This is a genomic window from Micromonospora yongxingensis (assembly GCF_052601155.1).
Window position 1 is genome coordinate 1 of record NZ_JBQXEO010000019.1, and the last position, 25,798, is coordinate 25,798.

The window sequence follows — 25,798 nt, forward strand, 5'->3', positions numbered from 1 at the left end:
TGCGGGTCTCTCCGGCGTTTTTTCTCCTCCCTCCCCTCCCCCGCGTCGCCTCACCCGTCCGGTGGAGCCGACGCGTTCCGTCATCTCTCACGTTTTGCCTGCTCATACGCTGCGCCGAAGGCAGGTGGCATTCTCACACCCGGCGGAGGGCAATGGTGGCGTCGAGGCGTACACGTCGGATGGTGGTGTCGGCCGTGGCCGGCGCACTGTTCGCCCTCGGGGTGATCGCGCCCGGTCCGGCGGCGGCGCCGCTGCCCCGCGCCGCCCAGGCCGACGGTTCGGTGGCCCCCGAAGCGCGCGAGCCGCGCCCGCCGCTGCTTCCCGCCGACTTCCAGGGCACCGGCCGGTACATCGTGCGGGACCTCGGCATCGACGTGCCGTTCTCCTGGCAGGGCCGCGACGGCAACAGCCAGATGATCGCCGGTGGCCCGGAGCATCCGATCTGGTTCACGAACCTGATCTACGAGAACACGCTCTACACGCTCACCTACAGGTGGCCGAACATCCCGCTCTACCCGCCACGCGCGTGCAGCAAGATCCCCGGGTTCTTCAACCGCCAGATCTTCAACGACAAGCTGAAGACCGCGCGCTTCGTGGGACGGGAGATCCTCCAGGGTGAGAAGGATCGGCACGTCGACCACTGGCGGGTCGGTGTCGTCGGGGGGTCCACCGTGCCGGGCGAGTTCTTCCGGTTCCCGATCGCGCTCGGTGACATCTACGTCGACCAGCGGGACCCGAGCCGGTGGTGGCAGGTGTTGCAGTTCGGCCTGCAGAACCTCTTCGACCCGGAGCTGGACGAGTGGTTCACCATGACCACGTTCGAGCACCGGCCGGGCGAGGTCACGCTCCCCGACCGGTGCCCACCGCCAACCTCGTGACCGGTCGACCTCGCGGTCTAGAAATCGATCTTTTGTACGCAGGAGCAGCGTTCACCGTTGACGCGGCCACGAACCCAGCCACTACCTGCACATCGTCGACAGGAACCCTTCGCCAGGGGGTCCGTCGTCTCCGGTTCGAACCACGGTAGGCCAGCTTTGAAGCCCAGATACGACTGCCACAGGCTGTACAGGCCGACGAGGAGGAGCACCACCCCGAAGACGACGAGCCCGACGGGCTCACGCAGCCAGATGAGCAGGCCGCCTGCGAAGACGAACATCGGCCCGAACAGCAGATGCGTGAAGCGCGACAGCACAATCACGGCTCTGCCTCCTGCGTGTACACCGGGCGGGTGATCGGATCGATACTAGTCAGCCGAAGCCCGTGGTCCTACCCCGTGCGTCTCGCACCGCCTGGTCCACCGCGCGGTGGCGACGCTGCTAGGGCAGGGTGAAGAGGAGCGCCTCGATCTCCTGGTCACTCAGATCGCCGGAAACCCAACGGGCCGACCACTTCATAAGGGCCAATTGACACCAAAGATCTGAGCCGGGCAGAGGCACGGCTTTCATCCCTTGACCTGGGCCGGGTCATCGTCGGAGACGACGTGAAAACGGGTACACGGCGCGTTGCCGCACCTCGATATGCTCGGCCCCGCCATGGCGACGTACGCCATCGTCAACGGGGGGACACATTGATCGCGCGCGCACGAAGATTACTGGCCGCATCACTCGGGATCGTGCTCGGTGCGGGGCTCGTCAGCGTCACCGCCACGCCTGCACAGGCCTACGAGCAGTGGGACGTAACTAGGTCCGGCTGGGCGTACACCGACTCTCACCTTCCGAAACAGTCGTTCGTCAACCCTTCCGGTGACGCGCCAATCGGCGCCTGGGCGGACGAGGCCGGAAACAAGCACAAATCCCGGTCCTACTTCACCTTCGACATCTCGCGCTTCCGTAAAGCCGTCATCCACAAGGCGGACCTGGTCATCGCGGAGCGATCGGCCGCTGACTGCGCATCGGCCCAGCCGGTCGAGCTCTGGCGCACCGATCCGATCAAGGCGACCACGAGCTGGCAGGCAACGCCGCGCCGACGTGAGCTGCTCGGCACCGTCCAGGCCGGCGGCGAAGCCACCTGCCCCGGCTATCTGGTCTGGGACATCATGCCCGCCTTGCAGAAGCTGGCGAATCAGGACCAACAGACTCTCACCGTCGAAATCCGCGTGCCGCAGGTCCACGAGGGCAACCTCTCCCACGGCCGTAAGCTCCGCCCGTTCCCGGCTATCCGCAGCGAGGCCAACCACGCACCGACGGTGGCGCAGATTGGGCTCGAGTTTCCGTCGTGGTCCTGCGGCACCAAGGACAACCCGCAGCCGGTGGGGGCGCGCAGCTACACCTTCATGGTCCGGGGCGCGGATGCGAACAGCAACGATGCGAACTACAACGGACAGTTCGCGGCCTGGCCGGTCGGCCAGAAGGACCAGCGTTCCGAACGGTTCGGATCGAGTTACGGAGGCCATCTCTCCAAGGTCGCCTGGGAGATGGGGCAGTACCCGCACGGAACAGTGGTTGCCTGGACCGCCCGCGCCTACGACGGTCACGACTACTCGCCGTGGGCCAAGCCGTGCTACGTGAAGGTGGACGGGCAGCGGCCGGCCGCACCCGTGGTCACCTCGGCCAAGTACCCGGATGACGGTGAGTCGCACGGTGGTTCGGGAGTACCGGGGACGTTCACCTTCAAGGCCAACGGCACGCCGGACGTGGTCGGCTACTACTGGGGGCGCTTCGGCGAGACGTACAACTACCTCCCCGCGCCCGCACCCGGCGCGGACGTCACCCTTGAATACACTCCGACCTCGTTCGTCGAGTACCTGAGCGTCCGCAGTGTGGACAGCGCGTCGAACTCCTCGGAGGTGACCGAGTACCGGTTCCTGGTGAAATCCACGGCACCGCAGGTGCGGGTGACGATGGGTGGTGTCGGCCTGCCGAGCCAACTGGCGATCTCGACCAATGTCGAGGGGGTCACGGAGTTCGGCTACCGGATCGGCGACGGCGACGAGGTCAGGGTCCCGGCGAAGGCCGACGGCACAACCGACGTCCCCGTGGTGTTCACGCAGGCTGGTGTCATCAAGCTCCAGGTGCGCAGCTACGCCGGCACCGAGTTCGTCGGCGCACACACCGAGGACCTGTCGGTCCGTGACACCCCGTTCGTGGAGTCGACCGACTTCGCCTTCCCGGACCACGACGGTGTGGTGGACCGTCCCGGCAGCTTCACCTTCCGGCCGGGCCGAGTCGGGGTGGTGGCGTACGAGTACGGGTTCCTCTACGACGGGATGCAACGCGTCGACGCGGCAGCGGACGGCACCGCGGTGCTGCGCTGGACGCCGACGGAGCCGAACTGGTACGTGCTGAACGTGCGCAGCATCAGCGCCGACGGCACCGTCTCGGAGGTCGTGCAGTATCAGTTCAATGTCATCGACATCAAGCCGACCGTCTACTCCAGCACGTACTACGAGGGCGGCGTGTGGGGCGGCGTGGGCATCCCCGGTGAGTTCAACTTTGACACCGCGATGCCGGACGTGGACGCCTACCTCTACCGGCTCAACGACGGGCCCGAGCAGACCATCGACCCGGAGTACAGCTGGGCTCGGGTGACGCTCGCCCCTGACCACTCCGGCAGGAACACGTTGACCGTGCGTACGCGCTTCCTCGACGGGACCTTCTCGCCGACACGGACGTACACGTTCGAGGTCAGCGACGCACCGGTGGTGACCTCCAGCGACTACCCCGAGAGCGACTCCGCCGGCCAGCCAGGCCAGACCGGTCGGGTCACCTTCAACCCTGGCCGCTCCGACGTGGTGGAGTACCGCTACGTGCTGGAGTACAGCGGCGAGGAGCAGGTCGTGGCCGCCGGAACGGACGGTAGGGCCACGATCGAGGTCACCCCGACCCATCCCGGGTACACCCTGCTGACGGTCACCAGCCGGGCGGCCGATGGCACGGTCAGCGCGGAACGGCGGTACTTCTTCCGCGTACGCGACCCGCGCGTGAACGTGAACAGCGCCTACGACGAGTACACCCCTCGGGGCGGGATCGGCGCGATCGGTGGGTTCGGCGTCTACACCGAAATCGGCGAGGTGACGACCTTCGAGTACCAGCTCAACGGCGGCGCCTGGCAGAGCGTGCCGAAGACTCCCGACGCGCTGGTGACCGACATCTCGGTGACCATGGATCGCAACGGCGCGAACGTGTTCTCGGTGCGGGGTCGGACCGGGGCGGGCGAGTACACGCCACAGACGGACTACCCGTTCCTGGTCGGCACGGCGCCGCTGGTGTCGTCGAGCACCTACCCGGACAACAACCAGTGGGCCGGTGGCGTGGGCGTACCGGGTGACTTCACCTTCACCCAGGGCAGTCCGGGCGTGGTGGAGTTCGAGTACACGGTCGACGACGGGCAGCCGGCGACGGTGGCGGCGAATGCCGCCGGAGTCGCCACCGTGAGCTACGCGCCGACATCGGCCAGCTCGCACACCATGAGGGTGCGCGGGCGTACGGCCGACGGGGCATGGACCGACACGACGAACTACTACTTCCTGGTCAACTTCTCCTGACCCGGGCGATGACGCGGTGGGCCGTCCCGGATCGGACGGCCCACCGCGTCGAGCAGCGTCAGCTTCAGTCCACGCTGGGCAGCTTCGGGCCGAGGACGTCGTCGGCGTCGATGATCGTGTACGCGTAACCCTGCTCGGCCAGGAAGCGCTGCCGGTGCGCGGCGTACTCGGTGTCGATCGTGTCCCGGGAGACCACCGTGTAGAAGTGCGCCTGCCGACCGTCGGCCTTCGGGCGCAGCACCCGGCCCAGCCGCTGCGCCTCCTCCTGCCGGGAGCCGAACGTCCCCGACACCTGGATCGCCACCGCCGCCTCGGGCAGGTCGATGGAGAAGTTGCCGACCTTGGAGATGACCAGCGTGCGGATCTCCCCGGACCGGAACGCGTCGAAGAGCCGTTCCCGCTCCTTGTTCGTCGTCGAGCCCTGGATGATCGGGGCATCCAGGTATTCGCCGAGCTGGTGCAACTGGTCGATGTAGGCGCCGATCACCAGCACCTGGTCCTCGGGGTGCCGCTCGACCAGTGCCTTCACCACCGGCAGCTTGGTGCGCGCGGTGGCCGCCATCCGGTAGCGCTCCTCGGCCTCCGCCGTCGCGTACGACATGCGTTCCGCGTCGGTCAGCGTCACCCGGACCTCGGTGCACTCGGCCGGGGCGATCCAGCCCTGCGACTCGATGTCCTTCCACGGCGCGTCGTACCGCTTCGGGCCGATCAGGCTGAACACGTCGCCCTCCCGGCCGTCCTCGCGGACCAGAGTGGCCGTGAGGCCGAGCCGGCGTCGGGCCTGGAGATCCGCGGTGAACCGGAAGATCGGCGCGGGCAGCAGGTGGACCTCGTCGTAGACGACCAGGCCCCAGTCGCGCGCCCCGAACAGGTCCAGGTGGGTGAACGCGCCGCCGCGCCGCGAGGTGAGCACCTGGTACGTGGCGATGGTGACCGGCCGGATCTCCTTGCGGTCGCCCGAGTACTCCCCGATCTCCTCCTCGGTCAGCGAGGTGCGCGCGATCAACTCCCGCTTCCACTGCCGACCAGCCACCGTGTTGGTGACCAGGATCAGCGTGGTCGCCTTCGCCTCGGCCATCGCCGCCGCGCCCACCAGGGTCTTGCCGGCGCCGCAGGGCAGCACCACGACGCCCGACCCGCCGGCCCAGAACGCCTCCACGGCCTCCCGCTGGTACGACCGCAGCGTCCACGGCTTGCGGCCGTCCTTGCCGGCCTCGGCCAGCTCGATCGGGTGCGCCTCACCGTCGACGTAGCCGGCCAGGTCCTCCGCCGGCCAGCCCAGCTTCAGCAGCGCCTGCTTGAGTCGGCCCCGCTCGGACGGGTGCACCCGGATGGTGTCGTCGTCGATCTTGTCGCCGAGCATCCCGGCGAGCTTCTTGCTCTTGGCCACCTCGATCAGCACCAGCCGGTCGAGCGCCCGCAGCACCAGGCCGTACGCCGGGTCGTTGGCGAGCTGAAGTCGGCCGTAGCGGTCCATCGTGTCGGCCACGTCCACCAGCAACGCGTGCGGCACCGGGTAGCGCGAGTACTTGATCAGGGAGTCGACCACGCCCTCGGCGTCGTGCCCCGCGGCACGGGCGTTCCACAGCCCGAGCGGGGTCAGCCGGTAGGTGTGCACGTGCTCGGGAGAGCGCTCCAGCTCGGCGAAGGGCGCGATCGCCATTCGGCAGGCCTGCGCGTCCGGGTGGTCGATCTCCAGCAGCAGGGTCTTGTCCGACTGAACGATCAGTGGTCCACCGCTCACGCCAGCGTCCTCTCCTCCGGTTGGCCGTCCGGTCGTGGCGTCTGCTTACCCGCCGCCGGCCGACCATCCAGTGTTGCACGGTGCGGGATGTCGGAAGAAAGATGCTCACCGGGCGCAACCGAGATGGCACTCACGAACGTCTAGGAAAGGGACGACTGTCCAGGGGAGGCACCATGAAGCATGTCCGGATCACTTCCCGGCTCGTCGCCCTGATGGTGGTCACGCTGGTCGGCGCCGGTGCGTGCGCGTTCGATCCGCAGGCCGGCGGGGGTGGCGGCGGGGGAGCCGCCCCTGCGGGTGCGGCGGAACAGACAACGGGGGCGAGCGGCACGTCCGGGCCGGACCAGCGCGGCCGGCCCACGCCGACCGCGTCGACGCCGAAGCCGACCCGGAGCGCCACGCCGAAACCGACGGCCAGCGCCACGCCGAAACCTACCCGGAGCGCCACGCCGAAGCCGACCACCAGCACCGTCGCACCGGCCGCCGGCTGCCCGCAGGGCGAGCACCAGCGCGCGGTGGAGACCTACCTGGCCCGGTTGGGCGGGTTCGGGTCGGTGACCGTGGACGGCCGCCAGTCCGCCGCCGACTGCGCCGCCATCAAGAAGTTCCAGCGCCGGTACGGCATCCGCCCCGTCGAGGGGCGCGCCGGGCCGACCACCCACGACGTGGCCCAGCGGCTCGCCACCACAGATCCGGCGCGCTGTAAGACCGGCAAGGGCACCACGTTCTGCGTGGACCTGACCCGGCAGACCGTCTGGGCGGTCCGCGACGGCAAGGTGATCATGGCGCCGACGGTGACCCGGACCGGAATGTCCGGCTACCGCACCCCCGCCGGCACGTACACCGTCAACTACCGCAACCCCAAGGAGTGGTCCGACCCGTACGAGGTGTGGCTGCCGTACTGGCAGCACTTCACCCAGGGGATGGGCTTCCACGAGACCACCACCTACCTGCACGAGAAGTCGATCGGCTCGCACGGATGCGTCAACCTGCTGCACGCCGACGCCGTCCGGATGTGGGAGTTGGGGAAGGTGGGCACCCGGGTGGTGCTGATCGGCCGCCGTCCCGGCACCTGAGCCACCCCGCGAAACGCGGGGATAACCCCCTGTCCGACCGGTCCTGCGAGTGTCACCCTGGGAGTCCAGGACCGGACCGGGCGGGGAGGCTGGGTATGACGGTCGACCGTGACGTGATCGAAGTACACGAGCAGGCATCACCCGACGAGGTTTCCCGCGCGACCGTTGTCGCGTACGCCGTCGCGGCGGCACTCCTCGTCGCGTGGTTCCTCTTCGGCTGGCTCGTGCTGCGGCAGGGCTTCGTCGACTCGGTGGGGGAGTCCGCCGGCGCCGGCTTCGCACTGCTGCTGATCATCTCGGTCGTCGGCACCGTACGCCGCAGCCGCCGCTGACCGGCCCTCCGCGGCGGCCGGCGACGTCCACGGTCAGTCCGCCAGCACCGCCGCGGTGATCCGGTGCAGAGCGAAGGTGTGCAGCATCTCGGTCCGCTCGTCCTCGGCCCGCAGGTAGCCGGCGCCGATCGAGACCGGCTTGACCAGCCGCGACGCGGTCGCCCCGTGCGCGTCGACATACCCCACCCAGACCAGCGCCCGGTCGCGGACCGCCTGCTGGAGCACGGCCAGCGCCTCGCTGTGGGTGTGCGCCGGCACCGGGCCGCCGCCCAGCCCCGCCGCGCCGCCACGCACCACCGCCGGTGCCCGTCGGGCCGCCCGCGCCGCCGCCTCACCCCGACGGATCTGTTCCACCACACCCAACAGCTTCGGCATGGGCAGCTTCTGGACGGCCAGCGGGTCCAGCGTCCGGGTGGTCATCGGCACCCGGGCCGGCGCTCGCCGGACCCGTGGCCGGGACAGCACGGTGCTGCCGCTGGAGTCCTCGGGCACCGGGGCGTACCCGGCGTCGCGCAGAGCGCCCAGCAGTCGACCCACCTGGTACGGGGTGCTCAGCACCGTCGGCGCGAGCCGGCGCAGCGTCAGCGACTCCAACCGCCGGTCGGCCAGCACCTCCGTGAGCAGCGCCTCGTCGTCGCTGCGCAGGTACGCCCCGGCCGAGCCGACCCGTAGCCCGCCGTGCTTGCGGGCCACGTCGTCGATCAGGTAGCTCAGGCCCTGCGGCACCGGTGTACGGGACCGTCGCCGGAACAGCTCGTGCAGGTCGTCGGCCGAGTAGCCGGCGTCCAACGCGCGCCGCACGCTCGCCGTGGTGACCCGGTGCACGCTGGCCCCGCCGGCCGACTCCGGTTCGGTCATCGCCTCCAACTCGACGGCGAGCGCCGGCTCGGGCGGCCCGGGCACCACCACGGTCAGGTCGGCCTGCACCAGGAAGTGGTCGACCGGGGCGGGCAGCAGCGCGTCCAGCGCCCGAGCCGCACCCGACGGATCGCCGCTCTCGACGTCCGCGTGCAACCCCAGCGGGTCGTCGCCGCCCCGCTCGTCGGCAGAAGTCAGGTCGGCCAGCAGCAGCCGCCCGTACGAGGTGAGCGCCCCCAGACCCGTGACGCCGAGCTGCGCCGCCTCGGCCAGCACCTCCCGGTGGGCGGCCTCCCGACCCCGGCTGCGTCGCGGCGCCCGCCAGTCCAGCAGGTCCTGCACCTCCTCGGGGGTGGGCGCGGTCGCCGGCTCCAGATCGGCGAGTACGCCGAGCACCGCCCGCCGGGTGGCCGGCGCGCCGGCCCGTTCGGCCTCGGCCGAGAGCGCGGTGATCGGCCGGTCCCGGTCGTCACGACGGCCGACCAGCCCCACCTGCCGGCTCATCGTCAGCCATGCGCGGGCCAGCTGCTCCCAGCGCTGGGCCAGGGAGGCGGCACGCCACACCTCGTACCCGCCGGTCGGCAACACCTGTTGGTCCGCCCCGTACCGGGTGGTGGTCGCGCCGGGCATCTCCAGCTCGCCGGCGAGCCCCGCCGCGTACGCGACCTCCAGCAGCAACGCGGTGTTCGGCTCGTCCAACCCGGCCGTGCGGGCCAGCCGGCGCAGGTCGCGGACGCCGATGCCGCCCGAGCGCAGCACCGGTGCGGGCTCGGCGGCGAGCTGCTCCAGCAGCCCCTCGGTCTGCCGCACCACCTCCATGGTCTGCCCGGCTCCGGCCGAGTCGACGGCCTTCGCCTCGCGAGGTGCGGCGGCCACCGGCGGCGGGCTGGTGCGCAGCGGCCCGAGCGGGCCGCTGTCGCGGCGCAGCAGCAGGCCGACCTCGCGGGGTAGCTCCACCGTGCCGCTGGCCGTCGACGAGCCGTTCGACACGGGGACGAGCAGCCGGTTGTCGACCAGCCAGCGCACCGGGGACCCGGCGGGTGCACCGCCGTTGGTCGGGTCCGAGAGCACGGGGTCCTCCGCGCCGACCGGCGGGGCCTGCAACGCGCCCGGGGGCACGCTGCCCACTGGCGGCCCGGCCGCCAACCGGTCCAGGATCGCCCGGGCCGAGGGGGGTGCGGCGAGCAGCGTCCGACGCAGTTTCGCCGGGTCCGCGCAGAGCGCGGCCGTGCGCGGGTCCAGCTCCGCGGCGGGGTGGCCGAGCCCGGCGGGGTACGGGGAGACCTCGTCGACGGCGGGCACGACCTGGAGCGCGTGCTCCGGGCCGTACAGCAGGAAGAGCGCGCGCAGCCGGCCGACGGCGGCCCGGATGGCCGTCGGCGCCGGTGGGCGGGGCCCGGCGGTCGCCATGGCGAGTACGGCCTCGGTGGCCGTGGTGCCCTCGTCCGGGTCCCGGGTGAGTCGGGCGGCGTCGAGGATCTGGAGGGTGAACTGGTCCAGCCCGTCCAGCGCGCGGGCCACCGAGACCCGGGACTGGGCGCGGATGGCCAGGGCGGAGATGTCGGCCGGCACGGGCACGACGAGGTCGGGCCGCAACTGGAGGAGGGCGGCCAGCGACTCGTCGGGCAGCGACCGCAGGTGGTCGGCGAGTGAGGTGGTCATCGTCTTCCCACGCTAGCCCGGCATCGGCCCGTCGCGCCCCTCGGACGTCCGCCCGGCCGGAGTCCCCGGGTACGTTTCTCGACATGCCCGCACTGACCGTCGGATTCGATCTCGACATGACCCTGGTCGACTCCCGCCCCGGCATCGCGGCGGCCTACCGGGCGCTGACGGCGAGGACCGGGGTGCCGGTGGACGCGGACCTGGCGGTGTCCCGGCTCGGCCCGCCGCTGCGCACCGAGATCGCGCACTGGTTCCCGCCGGAGGAGGTCGAGTCCGCCGTGCAGGTCTACCGCGAGCTGTACCCGGCGTACGCGATCACCCCCACCATTCCGCTGCCCGGCGCCCGGGAGGCGATCGAGGCCATCCGGGCCCGGGGTGGCCGGGTGTTGGTCGTCACTTCCAAGATCGGGCGACTGGCCCGCCTGCACCTGGACCACCTCGGCCTGGTCGTCGACGAGTTGGCCGGCGACCTGTTCGCCGAGGAGAAGGCGACCGCCCTGCGGGAGCACGAGGCCACCCACTACGTGGGGGACCACGTGGCGGACATGGTGGCGGCGGAGGTGGCCGGGGTGCCCGGGATCGGCGTCGCGACCGGCCCTTGCTCCGCGGACGAGCTGCTCGCGGCCGGGGCGGACGTGGTGCTGGACGATCTCACCGGATTCCCAGCGGCGCTCGACGGCATGATCCAGCTAGCCTTGGAGCAGTAGACGGCTCAAGTGAAGCAGGGGATCTCAGGTGCCTACGGGTCGAGTGAAGTGGTACGACACGGCCAAGGGATACGGCTTCGTCACCAGTGACGAGGGCGGCGACGTGTTCCTGCCCAAGGGCGCGTTGCCGGCGGGTGTCACCGAACTCAAGGGTGGCCAGCGGGTCGACTTCAGCGTGGTGGACAGCCGCCGGGGCGCGCAGGCCATGGGCGTCAAGCTGTTGGACGCGCCGCCGTCGATGGCGGAGCTGCGCCGGCGGCCGGCCGAGGAGCTGCACGGCCTCGTCGAAGACATGATCAAGGTGTTGGAGGCGAAGGTCCAACCGGATCTGCGCCGTGGCCGGTACCCGGACAAGAAGGCCGCGCAGAAGATCGCTCAGCTGGTCCACGCGGTGGCGCGCGAGCTGGAGGTCTGAGGCACCAGCCCGGCGTCGGCGGCCCGGTCGAGCAGGGCCGTGACCGCTGCGAACCCGGCCTCGCCCAGGTCGGCGGTGAACTCGTTGACGTAGAGACCGATGTGCCGGTCGACGACGTCCAGTTCCATCTCCTGGGCGTGCGCGAGCACGTACTCCCGGCTGGCGGCCGGGTCCGCCCAGGCCTGCCGGACCGACTCGCGGACCCAGCCGGCCGCCGCCTCCGGGTCCACCGCGCCTTTCCGGCCCAGGATCGCACCGAGGGGGATGGGTAGGCCGGTGTCGGCCTCCCACCACTCGCCGAGGTCGACCAGCGCGGTCAGGCCGTGCCGGTGGTAGGTGAACCGGGCCTCGTGGATGACCAGCCCAGCGTCGTAACGGCCGGCTGCGACGCCGGGCATGATCTCGTGGAACGGGACCACCTCGATCCGGGCGGGCGGCCGCCCCGCCGACCAGAGCCGGAACAGCAGGTAGGCGGTCGTGCGGTCGCCCGGCACCGCCACCGTTGCCCCGGTCAGGTCGGTGCGGTCCGGCCCGCCGGTGCGGTCGCCCCTGGTCAACACCAGGGGCCCGCAGCCGCGCCCGAGCGCGCCGCCGCACGGCAGCAGATGGTAGTCGTCGAGCAGCCAGGGCAGCGCCGCGAAGCTCACCTTCACCAGGTCGAACGCACCTCGCTCGGCGGCCGTGTTGGTGACGTCCACGTCGGCGTACGTCACCTCGACCGGGGGCGCGCCGGGCACGCGACCGTGCACCAGGGCGTGGAAGACGAACGTGTCGTTGGGGCAGGGCGAGATCGCCAGGGAGAGCGCCACGTCCCCACGGTAGCCCCGCCCCCGCCCGGCACTCGCGCTCACCCACCGACTGTGACCCGGACCCGAGCGCCCGGACGCGCCAGCGAACGCCCACGAACGCTTACGACCACCCGCGGGGCCTTCGTCCCGCCGTAAGCCGACCGGTCCGGCGCGCTGCTCGCGGCGGGCGCGCCTGCTAGAAGCGGCCGGCGCGATTGCTCGAGCGGTCACCATCGCGACCCGGCATCACGGTCCAGCAAACGCCGCTCCCAGCGGGCCCTGCACGGTGCCCCTTCATCGGCGTTGCGTGACCACCCCGGACTCCCTTTGGAGCTGATGTCGCAAACGATTCAGCGAGCGGGACCGTGGCGCGTCAATGTTCCGGGCCGATCGTCGGTGTCCCGGCTGATCGTCGGGGTTCCGGGCGCTCGTCAATGTGCCGGCTGATCGTCGGGGTTCCGGGCGCTCGTCGGTGTCCCCGGCTGATCGTCGGGGTTCCGGGCGCTCGTCAATGTGCCGGCTGATCGTCGTATTCCGGGTGATGTCGTAAACGATTCAGCTCCAAAGGGACTGTGCGGAGCGGGTCGTCTACCGGCCCGGGCCTGTCCACAGGGTTATCCACAGCTCCAGCGAGGGTGTTGATAGCTCGACGGCTGGGCTGGAGCATCGGCCTGTGACCGAAGCGACCTACGGCACGGAGCAGACCGGTGCGCCGGAGATGGACGGCGTCGCCGACCTCACCGACCTCACCGACCTCACCGACGAGAGTGGCGGGGCCGATCTCGGCAGGGTGCTTCGGGCACTCCGCCGCCGGGCCGACCTGAGTCAGCGGCAACTGGCCGAGAAATCCGGGGTACCGCAGGCGACACTCGCCCGAATCGAGTCGGGGCGAGCGGTCGATCCCAGGTTCCGAACCGTGGAGCGGCTGGTCCGGGCAGCGGGTGGGGAAGTGGCAATCGGTGTGTCACCGCGGACCGCGGCCGCGGCGCCGGTTCCGCACGACGACATGCGGGACGAGGCAGGACGACGGTACCCGGCTCACCTGGACGTCTGGCCGGTCCACGAGCCCCGGGACTGGCCGGGTGCCTGGTGGGCGGAGTGGTACCGGCTGCCACCCGAACGGTATCCGCTCCCGTTGCCGCCGGCCGCGTACGAGCTGAACCGGCGGTACCGGGACAACCGTCGCTGGGGTGCCGAGGTGCGCCGGACGGCCCGGGTACGGCGGGTCACCGGCGGTGATCTGCCGGGTACGTGCTGGCGGTTCGTCGTCGAGCTGCCCGACGGTGAGCTGGTCGGTGAGGTGCGGGCCCACGAGCGCAGCCCGCACCTCGATCACGGGGAGTGGTACCCGGGCGAGCCGGAGCGGGAGATGGTCCTCGACGGAGTGCTCGTCGCCGCACGGTACCGGCGGTTGGGGCTCGGGCGTCGGCTCGTGACGGCACTCGTCACGGAGATGCGCCAGGAGGGGATCGACGAGGCGGCTGCGCTCGCCGAGAACTTCGGCATCGAGTTGCTGCTCGCCTGCGGGTTCGAGATCGAGGCACGCCGGCCGGCGGCGCTACGGCTGAGTTCGGGCCGGCGGCGGTACGGCTGAGTGCCCGCCGGGTCGACACCAGCGCCGCGTCGAGGCGGCGACTGGTGTCAGCGCAGCGCCGAGGCGGCCGTGGTCAGGGCGGTCAGGGCCTCGCGCAGCCGCCAGGCGTCCCGGTCGCGGGGGCCGATGGGGTTGGAGATGGTGCGCAGCTCGGCGAAGGGCACCCCGGCCTGCGCCGCGGCCACCGCCACGCCGTACCCCTCCATGGCTTCGGCGACCGCCTCCGGATGCCGCCGGCGCAGCGCCTCGGTGCTGGCGGCGGTGCCGGTGACCGTGCTGACCGTGAGCACCGGGCCGCTCGTGGCCCGCGGTAGGGCGGCCCGCAGCGTCGCCACCAACCGTGGGTCAGCCGGCACGACGCTGCCTCCGCCGAGCAGCGCGGGCGGCATGCCCAGCTCGTCGATCGGGATGAAGCCGTCCGGTGACTCGGCGCCCAGGTCGGCGGCGATGCTGGCGGTGCCGACCACGGTGTCGCCGACGGCGGCCTGACCGGCGAAGCCGCCGGCCACGCCGGCGCTGACCACCGCGCGGTACGGGCGGCCGGCCGCCTCGGCCAGCGCCAGCAGCCGTGCGGTGGCGGCACCGGCCACGGCCGGGCCCACGCCGACCGGAGCCACCGTCACGGTGGCGTCGGTCAACCCGGCCCGGATCGCGTCCGCCTCCGCGGGCACCGCCGTCACCACCAGCAGACCGGTCACGAGAGGGAGCCGGGGGACTCCCGGCGGGTGTCGTCGTCCGCGCCGCCACCCGGCCCACCGACCGCGGACGAGGGACGGTAGATGTGGTAGCCCGGTGGGGCGAGCCCCGGGTCGTCGTAGTGCGGTGAGCCGGCCTGGCTGGGCGCCGGCGAGGTGGGCGTCGGGTCGGCCGCCTCGTCGGCCGCCTCGTCTTCGGCCAACTCGTCGTCACCCAGCGGCCTGCCGGCCAGCTTCTCCCCGCGCAGCCGGGCGGCGACCAGCACACCCCGGGTGGCCGCCAGTACGCCCGCCCCGGCGGCGACCGCGATGCCCATGCGGCCGTCGAACGGGACCAGCCCGAGCCCGCCGCCGGCGACGAAGGCGAGCATCAGCGCCGTCTCGGAGTGGGCGAAGGAACTGGCCCGCAGCCGCTCCGGGATGCGCTCCTGGATCGAGGCGTCCACGGCCAGCTTGGCCACGCCGCTGGCCAGCGCGCTGACCAGGCAGAGCAGGGCCACCATCGGCAGCGAGAACTGGATGACGGCGAGCACGGCCACCCCGGCCACGATGACCATGCTGCTGGACTGGATGGTGGCCGGCCGGTGGATGCGCAGGCGGGTGCCGACGGCGGTGGCCAGGAAGCTGCCGACCGCCAGCGCGCCGCCGACCAGGCCCAGCGCCCACTCGGCACCCAGGTCCCGGCCGAACACGACGGTCGTCAGGTCGCCCTTTTTGATCGCGAAGGCGAGGAAGAGCAGCAGGAAGCCGTACACCGCCCGCAGCGTCGCGGCACCGATCAGGGTGGCGATCACCAGCCGGCCCGCGGGGCGGCCCCGGCCCAGCGGCCGGTCCCCGCGGCGTCGGCCCAGCGCGCGCAGCGCCCGGGGGACCCGCTCCGGTGGCTCGGAGTCGGCCTTCGGTGGCAGGCGCAGCGAGATCACCATTCCGACCAGGAAGATCACCGACGCGACCCGCAGCGGCCACTGCGGCCCGAACCAGAACGCCGCCAGCCCGATCGGCGCCACCAGTGCGCCCGCCACCGTGCCGTAGACGCTGGCCCGGGCACCCACCTGGGAGAGGCCCAGCCCTTCGGGCAGCAGTCGGGGCACGGCCGCCGACCGGGCCACGCCGTACGCCCGGGACAGCGCGAGCACCCCGAAAGCGGCCGGATAGAGCCCGAAGCCGTGGATGTAGTCGGAGATCAACCAGGCCAGGAACGCGCGGCCGAGCATGGTGGCGGCCAGCGCGTACCGCCGGCCGTGCCGGAAGTGGTCCAGCAGCGGGCCCACCACGGGGGCGAGCATCGCGAACGGCACCATGGTCACCAGCAGGTAGAGCGCGACCTTGCTGCGGGCCTCGCCCAGCGGCACGTTGAAGAAGATCGTCCCGGCCAGGCCGATGGCGATCAGGGTGTCGCCGGCGCAGGAGAGGGCGTGCAGGTCGAACAGGCGGACCATGCCGACCTCGCCGCCGGCGCCCCGGGCCCGCGCCCGGCCGGCACTGCGGGTCATCCAACGGCCGCCGCCCATCGAGCCACGCAACAGCAGCCGGATGGCGCGGATGCCGGTGCCGACGGTCCGCCCGAGGACGGAACGCCCGGAGCGGGAGTACGACGGCATGTGCACCATCCTCGCCCATCTGATCCGGCTACGCCGCACCACTGCGCGAAAGCTTCCCCGGGAGTCCCTGTCACCTCTGCGGGGAGCATGGGGAACAATGGTGAGGTGACCAGGCCCGCCTCCACCCGCGCCGCCCGTCTCGACCAGGTCTGCGCCGCCGCCGTCGAGGTGGCCCGCGCTGGCATCACCGAGGTGGACGCCGACGATGTCGGCGACCACCTGCAGGTCGTGGCTGAGGGCGATCGGCTGGTCACCCACTACTTCGAATGTCGTCTCGCCGGCTACCGGGGCTGGCGGTGGGCGGTCACCGTCACCCGGGTGCCGCGCAGCCGCACGGTGACCATCTGCGAGACGGTGCTGCTGCCCGGCCCGGACGCGCTGCTCGCGCCCGGCTGGCTGCCCTGGCAGGAGCGGCTCAAGCCGGGCGACCTCGGCCCGGGCGACCTGCTGCCGACCCCGCCCGACGACGACCGGCTCGCCCCCGGCTACCTGCTCTCCGACGACCCGGCGGTCGAGGAGACGGCCTGGGAGCTGGGTCTCGGCCGAGCGCGGGTGCTCTCCCGGGAGGGTCGCGCCGAGGCGGCGCAGCGCTGGTACGACGGCGACCACGGCCCCACCGCGGCCATCTCCGCCGCCGCTCCGGCCGCCGCCCGCTGCGGCACCTGCGGGTTCTACCTGCCGCTGGCCGGCGCCATGCGGCAGGCCTTCGGCGCGTGTGGCAACTTCTACGCCCCCGACGACGGCCGGGTGGTGAGTGCCGACCACGGTTGCGGCGCCCACTCCGAGACGCTGATCGAGGCGGCCGAGACCGCCGTCGAGGAGTTGCCGACGGTGTACGACGACAGCGCGGTGGAGGCCATGTCGGTCAGCCGCGCCCCGGGCTCGGTGGAGGCCGCCGAGCCGGCGGAGCCGTACGGGCACCCCTGACCTTCCGCCCCGGCTGTCCGGGCGCGGCCGTCCGGGTCAGCTCGCGCGGCGGCGGCGTCGGTTGGCGTCGTGCCGCATCATCACGGCGAGGCCGGGGAAGCCCCAGAGGAAACCGGCGAGGCAGGTCCACAGCCAGTTCTCGTGATCGTGGTCGGTGAGCCAGCCACGGAAGAAGATCAGCAGGACCAGCCCGGCCACCGCCCACGCGATCAGCCCGGCGACGGCGAACGGCACCATCGGCGGGTCCAGCGGTGCGGGCCGCGGGGGCTGCTCGTTCGGCACGGGGGCAAGCGTACGCGATCCACTTCCCCTGCCCACCGGTGATCTGGGACGATGCGCGCGACAACCGGAAGATCACCTGCGAGGACCTGATGGCAGTAGCGCCGCCCGAGAACGGCACACCACCCGACCCCGCTCACCCACGTAACGGCTTCGACCGGTTCTTCGAGATCTCCGCCCGCGGCTCGACGTTGAGCCGTGAGGTACGTGGTGGCCTGGCGACCTTCTTCACGATGGCGTACATCGTGGTGTTGAACCCGCTGATCCTGGGCGGTGCCGTCGACGGTGACGGCAAGACCCTTCCCATCCCCGCGCTGGCCGCGGCGACCGCGCTGGTCGCCGGCCTGATGACCATCCTGATGGGTGTGGTCGGCCGGTTCCCGTTGGCGCTCGCCGCCGGTCTGGGCGTCAACGCGCTGGTGGCGTACGAGATCGCCCCCGAGATGACCTGGGCCGACGCCATGGGTCTGGTGGTGATCGAAGGCGTGATCATCGCGGTGCTGGTGCTCACCGGCCTGCGGACCGCCGTGTTCCGCTCGGTGCCGACCCAGATGAAGACCGCGATCGGCGTCGGCATCGGTCTCTTCCTGACCATCATCGGCCTGGTGGACGCCGGCTTCGTCCGGCGCGTCCCGGACGTCCAGAACACCACCGTCCCGGTCAGCCTGGGCATCGGCGGCAAGCTGGTGAGCTGGCCGCTGCTGGTCTTCGTGGTGGGTCTGCTGCTCACGCTGGTGCTGGTGGTCCGTCGGGTGAAGGGCGCGATCCTGATCGGGATCCTCGCCTCGACGGTGCTGGCGGTGATCGTGGAGGCGGTCGCCAACATCGGCCCGTCGTTCGTCGACGGCAAGCCCAACCCGAAGGGCTGGGCGCTGAACGTGCCGGAGCTGCCGAAGACGGTGGTGGACCTGCCGGACCTGTCGCTGCTCGGCAAGTTCAACGTGCTCGACTCGTGGGGCCGGGCCGGTTGGCTGGTCGTGCTGATGTTCGTCTTCACCCTGCTGATCACGGACTTCTTCGACACCATGGGCACGATGGTGGCGGTCGGCCAGGAGGGCGGCCTGCTCGACGAGAAGGGCACTCCGCCGAAGGCCAAGGAGATCCTTCTGGTCGACTCGATCGCCGCCGCGGCCGGCGGTGCGGCCAGCACCTCCAGCAACACGTCGTACATCGAGAGCGCCGCCGGTGTCGCGGAGGGTGCCCGGACCGGTGCGGCCAACCTGGTCACCGGTGTGCTCTTCCTGCTGGCGATGTTCCTGGCGCCGCTGGTGGTGGTCGTGCCGTTCGAGGCGGCCTCGACGGCGCTGGTGGTGGTCGGCTTCCTGATGATGACCGCGGTGCGGACGATCGACTGGTCCGACTACGAGATCGCCATCCCGGCGTTCCTCACCATCGTGCTGATGCCGTTCACCTACTCGATCTCCAACGGGATCGGCGCGGGTCTGATCACCTTCGTGGTGGTCAAGCTGGCGCGGGGTAAGGCCCGGGAGGTCCACCCGCTGCTGTACGGGGTGGCCGCGCTGTTCGTGCTGTACTTCCTGCGCGGGCCGATCGAGTCTCTGGTGCTCTGATGCACGTCCGGGCGGGGAGACCGAATCGGATTCCCCGCCCGGACCAGCACAAACCTCCTCGTGAGCCTGGTCATAACCGATGTCGTTAGCCAGGCTCATTAGTTAAGCTAACTATCGTGACGGAGCGGACGGTGACGGCGGAACGCGTGCCACCGGCGCAACTGGCTCCCCAGTTGCGTGATGCGATCACCCGACTCAACCGGCGGGTCCGCCAGGCCCGACCGGTCGGCGACCTCACGGTCACCCAGGTCTCCGCGCTCACCAGCCTGCGGCTGGCGGGCGCGCTGACGCCCCGGGAACTGGCCGACGTGGAGCGGGTGCAGCCGCCGACGATGACCAAGATCGTCGCGAAGTTGGAGGAGCGCGGCCTCGTGCAGCGCACACCCCATCCGACCGACGGTCGGCAGGTCATCCTCGCGGCTACCGAAGGAGGGCAGGCCGTGCTCGACCAGTTCGAGCGGGCCCGCGATGAGTGGCTGGCCCACCGGCTGGCCGCGCTCGACGAGGACCAACGGGAGACCCTGCACAGGGCCGCCGAGATTCTCCAGCAGCTCGCTCGCGCCTGAGCCGCGCCCGCGCCACCGGGCCGTGCCGTCACGTGTCGATGACGCGTACGTCCGGAGGAGGCGCACCAAGAGTGCAGGCCAAGTTGAGCACGATGTTCCAGTCCCTGCAGGTCCGCAACTACCGGCTCTTCGCATCCGGGCAGCTGATCAAACTGATCGGCGTCTGGATGATGTTCATCGCCCAGGACTGGCTCGTCCTCGAGCTCTCCGACAACTCGGCCACCGCGCTCGGCGTGGTCACCGCGCTGCAGTTCACCCCGGTGCTGCTGCTCACCCTGCTCTCCGGCCGCCTCGCCGACCGGTACGACAAGCGGGTGCTGCTCTTCGCCGCCAACGCCTTCTGGACCGTGCTGGCACTCGGTATGTCCCTGCTGGTCCTCACCGACCTGGTGCAGCTCTGGCACGTCTTCGCCTTCGCCGCGCTGCTCGGCACGGCCAACGCCGTGGAGACCCCGGTCCGCCAGGCGTTCGTCTCCGAGCTGGTCGGCACGCCACTGCTGCCCAACGCGCTGTCGCTCAACGCGGCCGTGTTCAACTCCGCCCGGATCGTCGGCCCGGCCGTCGCCGGTCTGGCCATCGCGGCCTTCGACGTGGGGCCGGTCTTCCTCTTCACCGCGCTCAGCTCGGTCGCGCCCCTGGTCAACGTGGTCCGGATGCGCACGGCAGAGCTGCACCGCGACGCCCTGCTGCCCCGCGACGAGCGGGCATCGGCCCGGGTGGTCGACGGGCTGCGGTACGTGTGGCGCCGCCCGGACCTGCTGCTGCCGATGGCGGTGATGTCGGTGATCGGCATGTCGCTGTTCAACTTCCAGCTCACCCTGGCAGCGCTCGCCAAGACGGTCTTCCACACCGGCGCCGCCTCGTTCGGCCTGTTCAGCACCGCGCTGGCGGTCGGCGCGCTGGGCGGCGCGCTCAGCGGCACCGGTCGGCGCAGCCGGCCGTCGGTGTGGCTGGTGCTCGGTGCCGCGATCGCCTGCGCCAGTTTCGGCACCCTGGTCGGCTTCGCGTCGACGTACTGGCTGGTCGTGACCCTGCTGGTGCCCACCGGCTTCTTCATGGTGTTCTTCGCGCAGGCCGCCAACCAGCGGGTCCAGTTGGGTGTGGACGCGGCCTTCCGGGGGCGCGTGATGGCCCTGTGGGTGTTGGTGTTCCTGGGTACCAACCCGGTCGGCGCGCCACTGATCGGCTGGGTCGCGGAGCACTTCGGTGCCGGCGCCAGCATCTGGATGGGCGGGCTGATCTCGCTGGCGACCGCGCTGATCGCGCTCACCTGGCAGCTGCGCCGCTCCGGTGCCCGGCTGCGCTTCCGGGTGCTGCCGATGCCCCGCTTCTACGTGACCTCCACCGACTGCTGAGACCGCTGAACCGGCCCCTCGCCCTTCCGGGGCGGGGGGCCGCCGCACCCCCACCGGCGGGCGTCCCGTTGAGCGGATGGCGCGGATGCGGCCAATTCGGTGGCGGGGCGGCACGACGGGGCTTAGCGTCGATACGTGGGTGTCGGACGCGCGCTGATGCTGGCCCTGGCGTTCCTCGCCGTGGCCAGTCTGCCGGCGGCCTTCGCCCTGCTCTTCTGCGCCGACGAGATCCTGGACCGGGTGGTCTGCGGCTGGTCCGAGTGGCGTGAGCGCCGGCGGGAAAGACGCACCATCGCCCGTCTGGACCGCGCCATCGAGGCCGACGCCCTGACCCGGGACATCGACCTCAGCGATTTCGACCGCACCGACCGGCGCCCTCTCGAACAGCTCGCCGCCGACCTGCGCCGCCTCGGCGGCCAGCGGATCGGCGGCACCGGCCGGTCGATGGTCTGGCACGGCGCGGTGCTCCAGGCGTACGACGACCGGCTGCGGCTGGCCTGCCGCGCCCTCGGTATCACCGAGCACCTCGGCGAGTTGACCGGCGTCGACCAGGAGATCGAGCGGGTACGGGTGGAGGGTGTGCTGCACGCGGCCGGGCTGGCCCTGCCGGCGGCGCGGGCCGGGCACCGGCAACGGCACCACTGAGCGGCACGACGCTTGCGGCTCTTCGTGGCGGTCTACCCGCCCATCGAGGCGGTGACCCACCTTGGCGTGCAGGTCGCCCGGCTGCGGGTCGGCGCGGCGGCCGCCGCCGGCACGAACGTCCGGCTCGCCGACCCGGCCCAGTTGCACCTCACCCTGGCCTTTCTCGGTGAGGTCGAGACTGCCCGGCTGGTCGAGGTGGAGAGCGCGCTCGGGCTGGCCGCCGAGTGGTTCCGAGAGGGCCGGGACGCCTCGCCGCGACTGAGCCTCGGCGGGGGCGGCCGGTTCGGCCGGGGCCGCTTCACCGTGCTCTGGGTCGATCTCCGGGGAGAGGTCGAGTTGCTGCACATGCTGGCCCGGCTGATCCGGTCCCGGCTGCGGCACGCCCGGGTGCCGCACGACGACAAGCCGTTCCGCCCGCACCTGACCGTGGCGCGGCCCGGCGATCGGGTGGACCCGGCCGACGTCGAGGCCGACCAGGCCACCCTGGACGCCTACCAGGGTCCATCGTGGCCGGCGACCGAACTGCTGCTGGTGCGCAGTCACCTCGGCCCTCAGCCCCGGTACGACCGCCTCGCCGCCTGGCCACTCTGACTCGCTCAGCGGGTGGAGTTTCGCGCTAAACCCCACACTGCCGCAGGTTCACTTCGCGTGCCTCGCGCCGACGGGTGGCGAACCGCCACCCGTCAACGCGAAGCGTCAGGAGGACTCGCGCGCGGCCGGACCGCTGCCGAAGAGCACGTCGTCCCAGCTCGGCAGCCGCTTGCGCGGCTTGCCGTTGGCATCGGTGGACTCGCCGCCGGCCGCGGCCGCCGCGGCACCGGTCCGGCGGGGCCGCAGCACCGCCAGCGACGGCACGGCCGGCACCTCCTTGGGCGCGTCCGAGTCGTCGTCGAAGGCCGACCCCTGGCCGCCGCCGAGCAGGGCCGCCGCGCCACCGCCGACCGGGCGCTGCCGGGGCGCGTCCGAACCGGCAAGGGCAGCCGGGCTACGCGGCTCCAGGCCGCGACCCGACGAGGCCCCGAGCGGGCGGTCCAGCGAGGCGAGCAGCGCGTCCCTGCCGGCCCGGATAGGGTCCCGGCCGGGGCGTGGGTGCTCGGACGCCGCCGGCAGCCCGTGCCCACCGCGGCTCGGCTCGCCCCGCGACGGACCGGGCAGGGCGTGCCCGCCCCGCTCCGGCGCCGGCTCCTGACCGAGGATCGGCGTGGGCCGCTCGGCGCACAGGTACTGCGCCATGTCGTCGTGCGGGGTGACGGCCTGGCGGGTCTTGTCGAGATCCCAGATCGCCTGCGCGGTGGCCTTGCCGGACGGCCAGGTGGCGATGATCCGCCAGGTGCCGTCGTCGCGGCGGTACGCGTCCCAGGAGATCTTCTCGGTGTCGATGCCGTGCTGGCTCAGCCGGCCGTTGACCACCTCGGCGAGCGGGGTGGGCTTCTCCGCACCCTTGAGCCGGGTGCGGCGGGCGTGCTGGGCGAGCATCGCCCGCTCCTGGAGGACCGGGCCGGCGTAGCGCAGCACACGGTCGACCGGCACCCCGGCGATCCGGGCGACGTCCTCGGCGGACTCACCGGAGCGGATGCGGGCCTGGATGTCCCGAGGGGACAGTGAGGGGATCGGGTCGGCGGCGGCCGGCGCCACCGCGAGCGGCGGGGCACCCGGCTCGGCGTGCAACGCGCCGGCGATCCGGTCGTCGATCGGCAGGGCGAGCAGTCGCCCCACCTCGTCGGCGAGAACCAGAGCATGGCCGTCCTCGGAGAGGGCGACGAAGCGTACTGGGCGCATTGCGTTGCCTCCGTCCCGCTTCGCTGGCCGCACGCCACGAGTCGGCCACCCAGGCGTCTCGGACCACCGTACGCGCATCTGCTTCGGGGTGGGGGAAGCGACACCCCGCATGTCGCGACTGAGCTGCAACGATGATCACGGTCGGTGTCCGTCGGGGCCCCGACGAACACCGTCCGTGACGATCTTCAGAGTCGTTCGACCACGTAGTCGATGGACGCCGTCAGGGCCTCGACGTCGGCCGGCTCGATGGCCGGGAAGAGCGCCACCCGCAACTGGTTGCGACCGAGCTTGCGGTACGGCTCCGTGTCCACGATGCCGTTGGCGCGCAGCGCCCTGGCGATCGCGGTGGCGTCCACCCCGTCGACGAAGTCGATCGTGGCGACCACGTTGGACCGCAGCGCCGGGTCGGTCACGAACGGGCTGGCCACCGTGGACCGCTCCGCCCAGCCGTACACCGTCGCGGCGCTCTCCGCGGTGCGCTTCGCGGCCCAGGACAGGCCGCCCTGCGCGTTCATCCAGTCGGTCTGCTCGGCGGCCAGGAAGATGGTGGCCAGCGCCGGGGTGTTGTACGTCTGCTCCAGCCGCGAGTTGTCGATCGCGGTGACCAGGTCGAGGAAGGCCGGGATGTACCGCCCGGACGCCTTGATCTCGGCGGCCCGGTCCAGCGCGGCCGGCGACATCAGGGCCAGCCAGAGGCCGCCGTCGGAGCCGAAGCACTTCTGCGGCGCGAAGTAGTAGACGTCGGTCTCGCCGACGTTGACCTCCAGGCCACCGGCGCCGGAGGTGGCGTCGACCAACAGGAGGGAGCCCTCGTCGGCCCCGGCCACCCGGCTGATCGGCACGGCGACGCCGGTCGAGGTCTCGTTCTGCGGCGTCGCGTAGACGTCCACGCCGGCCTCGGCGACCAGGGCGGGCGCGCTGCCCGCGTCCGACTTGCGGACGGTCGGCTCACCCAGGAACGGGGCGTCCTTGACCGACTTGGCGAACTTGGCGCCGAACTCCCCGAAGCTGGCGAACTGCGCCCGGTCCCGGATCAGGCCGAAGGTGGCGACCTCCCAGAACGCGGTGGTGCCACCGTTGCCGATCACCACCTCGTAGCCCTCGGGCAGCGAGAAGAACTCGGCGATGCCGGCGCGCAGGCGGGCCACCTGGTCGCGGACCGTCTTCTGCCGGTGGGAGGTGCCCAGGTAGCTGGTGGCCACCTCGGCGAGGGCGGACACGGCCGCCGGGCGGACCTTGGACGGGCCGCAGCCGAAGCGTCCGTCGGCGGGCTTGATCTCGTCGGGAATCCGGATGGTCGGTGCGTCAGCCACGGTTCTGAAGGTCCTTCCGCATGGGCGAGGGCGGGCCCGGTCAGGGGGCCCGGTGCGGACCGACGGTGGGCGCGCACGCGGGCCGGTATCCGTACCGGTGATCCGGCGACACTGCCGGCCCTCATCCTCGCACCCTGGGCCGGCGGCGGATGTGGGGGTCCCGCCGGCCGGCCTGAGTCGTTCGCCACATCGGGGTGCCCGCCCGCCGACGGCGGACAGGAAAGGGCCCCTCCCGAACGGCAGCCGTCGGGAGGGGCCCCTCGCACACCTCAGACGCCGTGCGGGATGGCGCTCCAGCCCTCGACGTCGCTGGGCTTGCGGGTGTTCGGGCCCACGTAGCGGGCCGACGGGCGGACCAGCCGCTGCAGGCGCTTCTGCTCCAGGATGTGCGCGCTCCAGCCGCCCATCCGGGCGCAGGTGAACATGGAGGTGAACATGTGCGCGGGCACCTCGGCGAAGTCCAGCACGACGGCCGACCAGAACTCGACGTTGGTGGCCAGCACCCGGTCCGGGCGGCGGGCCTGCAACTCGGCCAGTGCCGCCTTCTCCAGCGCCTCGGCGATCTCGAAGCGGGGCGCGCCCAGCTCCTTGGCGGTGCGCCGGAGCACTCGGGCGCGCGGGTCCTCGGCCCGGTAGACCCGGTGACCGAAGCCCATCAGCCGCTCGCCGCGGTCCAGTACGCCCTTGACGTAGCCCTCGGCGTCACCGCTGCGCTCCACCGCCTCCAACATGCTGAGCACCCGGGACGGTGCGCCGCCGTGCAGCGGGCCGGAGAGGGCGCCGATGCCCGACGAGATGCAGGCCGCCGCGTCCGCGCCGGTGGAGGCGACGATGCGGGCGGTGAAGGTGGAGGCGTTCAGGCCGTGCTCGGCGGCCGAGATGAAGTACGCGTCGACGGCCTTGACGTGCCGCGGGTCGGGCTCGCCCCGCCAGCGCTTCATGAACCGCTCGACGATGGTCTGCGCCTTGTCGATCTCCTTCTGCGGTACCGCCGGCAGGCCGAGGCCCCGGGCGGACTGGGCGACGAAGGAGAGCGCGGTCACCGACACCCGGGCGAGATCCTCGCGGGCCTGCTCGTCGGAGATGTCCAGCAGCTGGCTGAGCCCCCAGTACGGGGCCAGCATGGCGACCGCGGACTGCACGTCGACGCGGATGTCGCCGGAGTGCACCGGCACCGGGAACGGCTCCGCCGGCGGCAGGCCCGGCCCGAACCGGCCGTCGACCAGCAGGGCCCACACGTTGCCGAACGAGACCTGGCCGATCAGATCCTCGATGTCGACTCCGCGATAGCGCAGCGCGCCACCCTCACGGTCAGGTTCGGCGATCTCGGTCTCGAAGGCGACCACGCCCTCCAGCCCGGGTTTGAAATCGGCCATGTCGCTCTCCTGGATCTGCTCGGTGCGCCCGA

The 25,798-nt window shown here is 71.9% G+C and carries 23 protein-coding genes; 13 read left to right on the forward strand and 10 right to left on the reverse strand.

Going from position 1 to position 25,798, the window contains the following annotated elements; genetic code table 11:
• The first annotated feature begins 194 nt into the window (after positions 1-194).
• On the forward strand, positions 195-878 hold the full coding sequence (locus tag ACTWLT_RS21700; RefSeq protein WP_445319973.1) for a hypothetical protein: 684 nt from the start codon (positions 195-197) through the stop codon (positions 876-878).
• A gap of 17 nt (positions 879-895) precedes the next feature.
• Here ACTWLT_RS21700 and ACTWLT_RS21705 read toward each other — a convergent pair whose 3' ends face one another.
• A complete protein-coding gene (locus ACTWLT_RS21705; protein WP_445319974.1) occupies positions 896-1,198 on the reverse strand; it encodes a hypothetical protein in 303 nt (100 codons plus the stop codon).
• 414 nt (positions 1,199-1,612) lie between these two features.
• Between ACTWLT_RS21705 and ACTWLT_RS21710 the strand changes: the two genes are divergently transcribed.
• Positions 1,613-4,483 (forward strand): hypothetical protein, encoded by a 2,871-nt coding sequence (locus tag ACTWLT_RS21710; RefSeq protein WP_445319975.1) that lies wholly within the window; start codon positions 1,613-1,615, stop codon positions 4,481-4,483.
• Positions 4,484-4,547: 64 nt separating this feature from the next.
• Here ACTWLT_RS21710 and ACTWLT_RS21715 read toward each other — a convergent pair whose 3' ends face one another.
• On the reverse strand, positions 4,548-6,227 hold the full coding sequence (locus tag ACTWLT_RS21715) for a DNA repair helicase XPB (protein WP_445319976.1): 1,680 nt from the start codon (positions 6,225-6,227) through the stop codon (positions 4,548-4,550).
• 173 nt (positions 6,228-6,400) lie between these two features.
• Here ACTWLT_RS21715 and ACTWLT_RS21720 point away from each other — a divergent pair, with 173 nt between their 5' ends.
• Both ACTWLT_RS21720 and ACTWLT_RS21725 read left to right on the forward strand, forming a co-directional pair.
• Complete coding sequence (locus ACTWLT_RS21720; protein WP_445319977.1) at positions 6,401-7,303, forward strand: L,D-transpeptidase family protein; 903 nt, start codon at positions 6,401-6,403, stop codon at positions 7,301-7,303.
• Positions 7,304-7,398: 95 nt separating this feature from the next.
• Positions 7,399-7,635 carry a hypothetical protein gene (locus ACTWLT_RS21725; RefSeq protein ID WP_445319978.1) on the forward strand — a complete coding sequence of 79 codons (237 nt, stop codon included), beginning with the start codon at positions 7,399-7,401 and terminating at the stop codon, positions 7,633-7,635.
• Between the two features lie 33 nt (positions 7,636-7,668).
• Here the strand turns inward: ACTWLT_RS21725 and ACTWLT_RS21730 are convergent, their stop codons facing one another.
• Entirely contained in the window at positions 7,669-10,155 is a 2,487-nt protein-coding gene (locus tag ACTWLT_RS21730; protein ID WP_252416095.1) for a helicase-associated domain-containing protein, read from the reverse strand.
• An 83-nt stretch (positions 10,156-10,238) separates the two neighbouring features.
• Between ACTWLT_RS21730 and ACTWLT_RS21735 the strand changes: the two genes are divergently transcribed.
• Positions 10,239-10,862 carry an HAD family hydrolase gene (locus ACTWLT_RS21735; protein WP_445319979.1) on the forward strand — a complete coding sequence of 208 codons (624 nt, stop codon included), beginning with the start codon at positions 10,239-10,241 and terminating at the stop codon, positions 10,860-10,862.
• A gap of 28 nt (positions 10,863-10,890) precedes the next feature.
• On the forward strand, positions 10,891-11,277 hold the full coding sequence (locus ACTWLT_RS21740) for a cold-shock protein (RefSeq protein ID WP_252416093.1): 387 nt from the start codon (positions 10,891-10,893) through the stop codon (positions 11,275-11,277).
• On the opposite strand, the gene ACTWLT_RS21745 is transcribed toward ACTWLT_RS21740, so the two are convergent.
• Positions 11,238-12,086 carry a 1,4-dihydroxy-6-naphtoate synthase gene (locus ACTWLT_RS21745; RefSeq protein WP_445320084.1) on the reverse strand — a complete coding sequence of 283 codons (849 nt, stop codon included), beginning with the start codon at positions 12,084-12,086 and terminating at the stop codon, positions 11,238-11,240. The two genes, ACTWLT_RS21740 and ACTWLT_RS21745, sit on opposite strands and share 40 nt — an antisense overlap.
• A gap of 652 nt (positions 12,087-12,738) precedes the next feature.
• Here ACTWLT_RS21745 and ACTWLT_RS21750 point away from each other — a divergent pair.
• Entirely contained in the window at positions 12,739-13,659 is a 921-nt protein-coding gene (locus tag ACTWLT_RS21750) for a helix-turn-helix domain-containing protein (protein ID WP_445319980.1), read from the forward strand.
• Positions 13,660-13,706: 47 nt separating this feature from the next.
• Here the strand turns inward: ACTWLT_RS21750 and ACTWLT_RS21755 are convergent, their stop codons facing one another.
• Together ACTWLT_RS21755 and ACTWLT_RS21760 are read right to left on the reverse strand one after the other, a co-directional pair.
• Entirely contained in the window at positions 13,707-14,357 is a 651-nt protein-coding gene (locus ACTWLT_RS21755) for a futalosine hydrolase (protein WP_445319981.1), read from the reverse strand.
• Positions 14,354-15,955, reverse strand: a complete 1,602-nt coding sequence (locus ACTWLT_RS21760) for an MFS transporter (RefSeq protein WP_252416090.1) — start codon at positions 15,953-15,955, stop codon at positions 14,354-14,356. Before ACTWLT_RS21760 ends, ACTWLT_RS21755 begins: the two co-directional genes overlap by 4 nt.
• A gap of 87 nt (positions 15,956-16,042) precedes the next feature.
• Between ACTWLT_RS21760 and ACTWLT_RS21765 the strand changes: the two genes are divergently transcribed.
• On the forward strand, positions 16,043-16,882 hold the full coding sequence (locus ACTWLT_RS21765) for a DUF3027 domain-containing protein (protein WP_252416089.1): 840 nt from the start codon (positions 16,043-16,045) through the stop codon (positions 16,880-16,882).
• A 36-nt stretch (positions 16,883-16,918) separates the two neighbouring features.
• On the opposite strand, the gene ACTWLT_RS21770 is transcribed toward ACTWLT_RS21765, so the two are convergent.
• Entirely contained in the window at positions 16,919-17,164 is a 246-nt protein-coding gene (locus ACTWLT_RS21770; protein WP_252416088.1) for a DUF2530 domain-containing protein, read from the reverse strand.
• A gap of 89 nt (positions 17,165-17,253) precedes the next feature.
• Between ACTWLT_RS21770 and ACTWLT_RS21775 the strand changes: the two genes are divergently transcribed.
• From ACTWLT_RS21775 to thpR, 5 genes are all read left to right on the forward strand, one after another.
• Positions 17,254-18,732 carry an NCS2 family permease gene (locus ACTWLT_RS21775; RefSeq protein WP_252416338.1) on the forward strand — a complete coding sequence of 493 codons (1,479 nt, stop codon included), beginning with the start codon at positions 17,254-17,256 and terminating at the stop codon, positions 18,730-18,732.
• A gap of 116 nt (positions 18,733-18,848) precedes the next feature.
• On the forward strand, positions 18,849-19,298 hold the full coding sequence (locus tag ACTWLT_RS21780) for a MarR family winged helix-turn-helix transcriptional regulator (RefSeq protein WP_252416087.1): 450 nt from the start codon (positions 18,849-18,851) through the stop codon (positions 19,296-19,298).
• 71 nt (positions 19,299-19,369) lie between these two features.
• Positions 19,370-20,653: an MFS transporter gene (locus tag ACTWLT_RS21785; RefSeq protein WP_252416086.1), complete on the forward strand. Its 1,284-nt coding sequence runs from the start codon at positions 19,370-19,372 to the stop codon at positions 20,651-20,653.
• A gap of 135 nt (positions 20,654-20,788) precedes the next feature.
• Complete coding sequence (locus ACTWLT_RS21790; RefSeq protein WP_252416085.1) at positions 20,789-21,298, forward strand: hypothetical protein; 510 nt, start codon at positions 20,789-20,791, stop codon at positions 21,296-21,298.
• A 12-nt stretch (positions 21,299-21,310) separates the two neighbouring features.
• On the forward strand, positions 21,311-21,889 hold the full coding sequence (thpR, locus tag ACTWLT_RS21795) for an RNA 2',3'-cyclic phosphodiesterase (protein WP_445319982.1): 579 nt from the start codon (positions 21,311-21,313) through the stop codon (positions 21,887-21,889).
• 105 nt (positions 21,890-21,994) lie between these two features.
• On the opposite strand, the gene sepH is transcribed toward thpR, so the two are convergent.
• The 3 genes from sepH to ACTWLT_RS21810 form a co-directional block, all read right to left on the reverse strand.
• A complete protein-coding gene (sepH, locus tag ACTWLT_RS21800; RefSeq protein WP_445319983.1) occupies positions 21,995-23,077 on the reverse strand; it encodes a septation protein SepH in 1,083 nt (360 codons plus the stop codon).
• 185 nt (positions 23,078-23,262) lie between these two features.
• A complete protein-coding gene (serC, locus tag ACTWLT_RS21805) occupies positions 23,263-24,390 on the reverse strand; it encodes a phosphoserine transaminase (RefSeq protein ID WP_445319984.1) in 1,128 nt (375 codons plus the stop codon).
• Positions 24,391-24,659: 269 nt separating this feature from the next.
• The gene (locus ACTWLT_RS21810) at positions 24,660-25,766 is read right to left on the reverse strand and encodes a citrate synthase 2 (RefSeq protein WP_234589034.1); all 1,107 of its coding nucleotides are present in this window, start codon (positions 25,764-25,766) and stop codon (positions 24,660-24,662) included.
• Positions 25,767-25,798 lie beyond the last annotated feature (32 nt).

Coding starts and splice junctions, on each gene's coding strand:
- ACTWLT_RS21725 (WP_445319978.1), top strand. CDS start 7,399: ATGACGGTCGACCGTGACGTGATCGAAGTACACGAGCAGGCATCACCC.
- ACTWLT_RS21760 (WP_252416090.1), bottom strand. CDS start 15,955: ATGCCGTCGTACTCCCGCTCCGGGCGTTCCGTCCTCGGGCGGACCGTC.
- ACTWLT_RS21765 (WP_252416089.1), top strand. CDS start 16,043: ATGGGGAACAATGGTGAGGTGACCAGGCCCGCCTCCACCCGCGCCGCC.
- ACTWLT_RS21775 (WP_252416338.1), top strand. CDS start 17,254: ATGGCAGTAGCGCCGCCCGAGAACGGCACACCACCCGACCCCGCTCAC.
- ACTWLT_RS21720 (WP_445319977.1), top strand. CDS start 6,401: ATGAAGCATGTCCGGATCACTTCCCGGCTCGTCGCCCTGATGGTGGTC.
- sepH (WP_445319983.1), bottom strand. CDS start 23,077: ATGCGCCCAGTACGCTTCGTCGCCCTCTCCGAGGACGGCCATGCTCTG.
- ACTWLT_RS21735 (WP_445319979.1), top strand. CDS start 10,239: ATGCCCGCACTGACCGTCGGATTCGATCTCGACATGACCCTGGTCGAC.
- ACTWLT_RS21810 (WP_234589034.1), bottom strand. CDS start 25,766: ATGGCCGATTTCAAACCCGGGCTGGAGGGCGTGGTCGCCTTCGAGACC.
- ACTWLT_RS21730 (WP_252416095.1), bottom strand. CDS start 10,155: ATGACCACCTCACTCGCCGACCACCTGCGGTCGCTGCCCGACGAGTCG.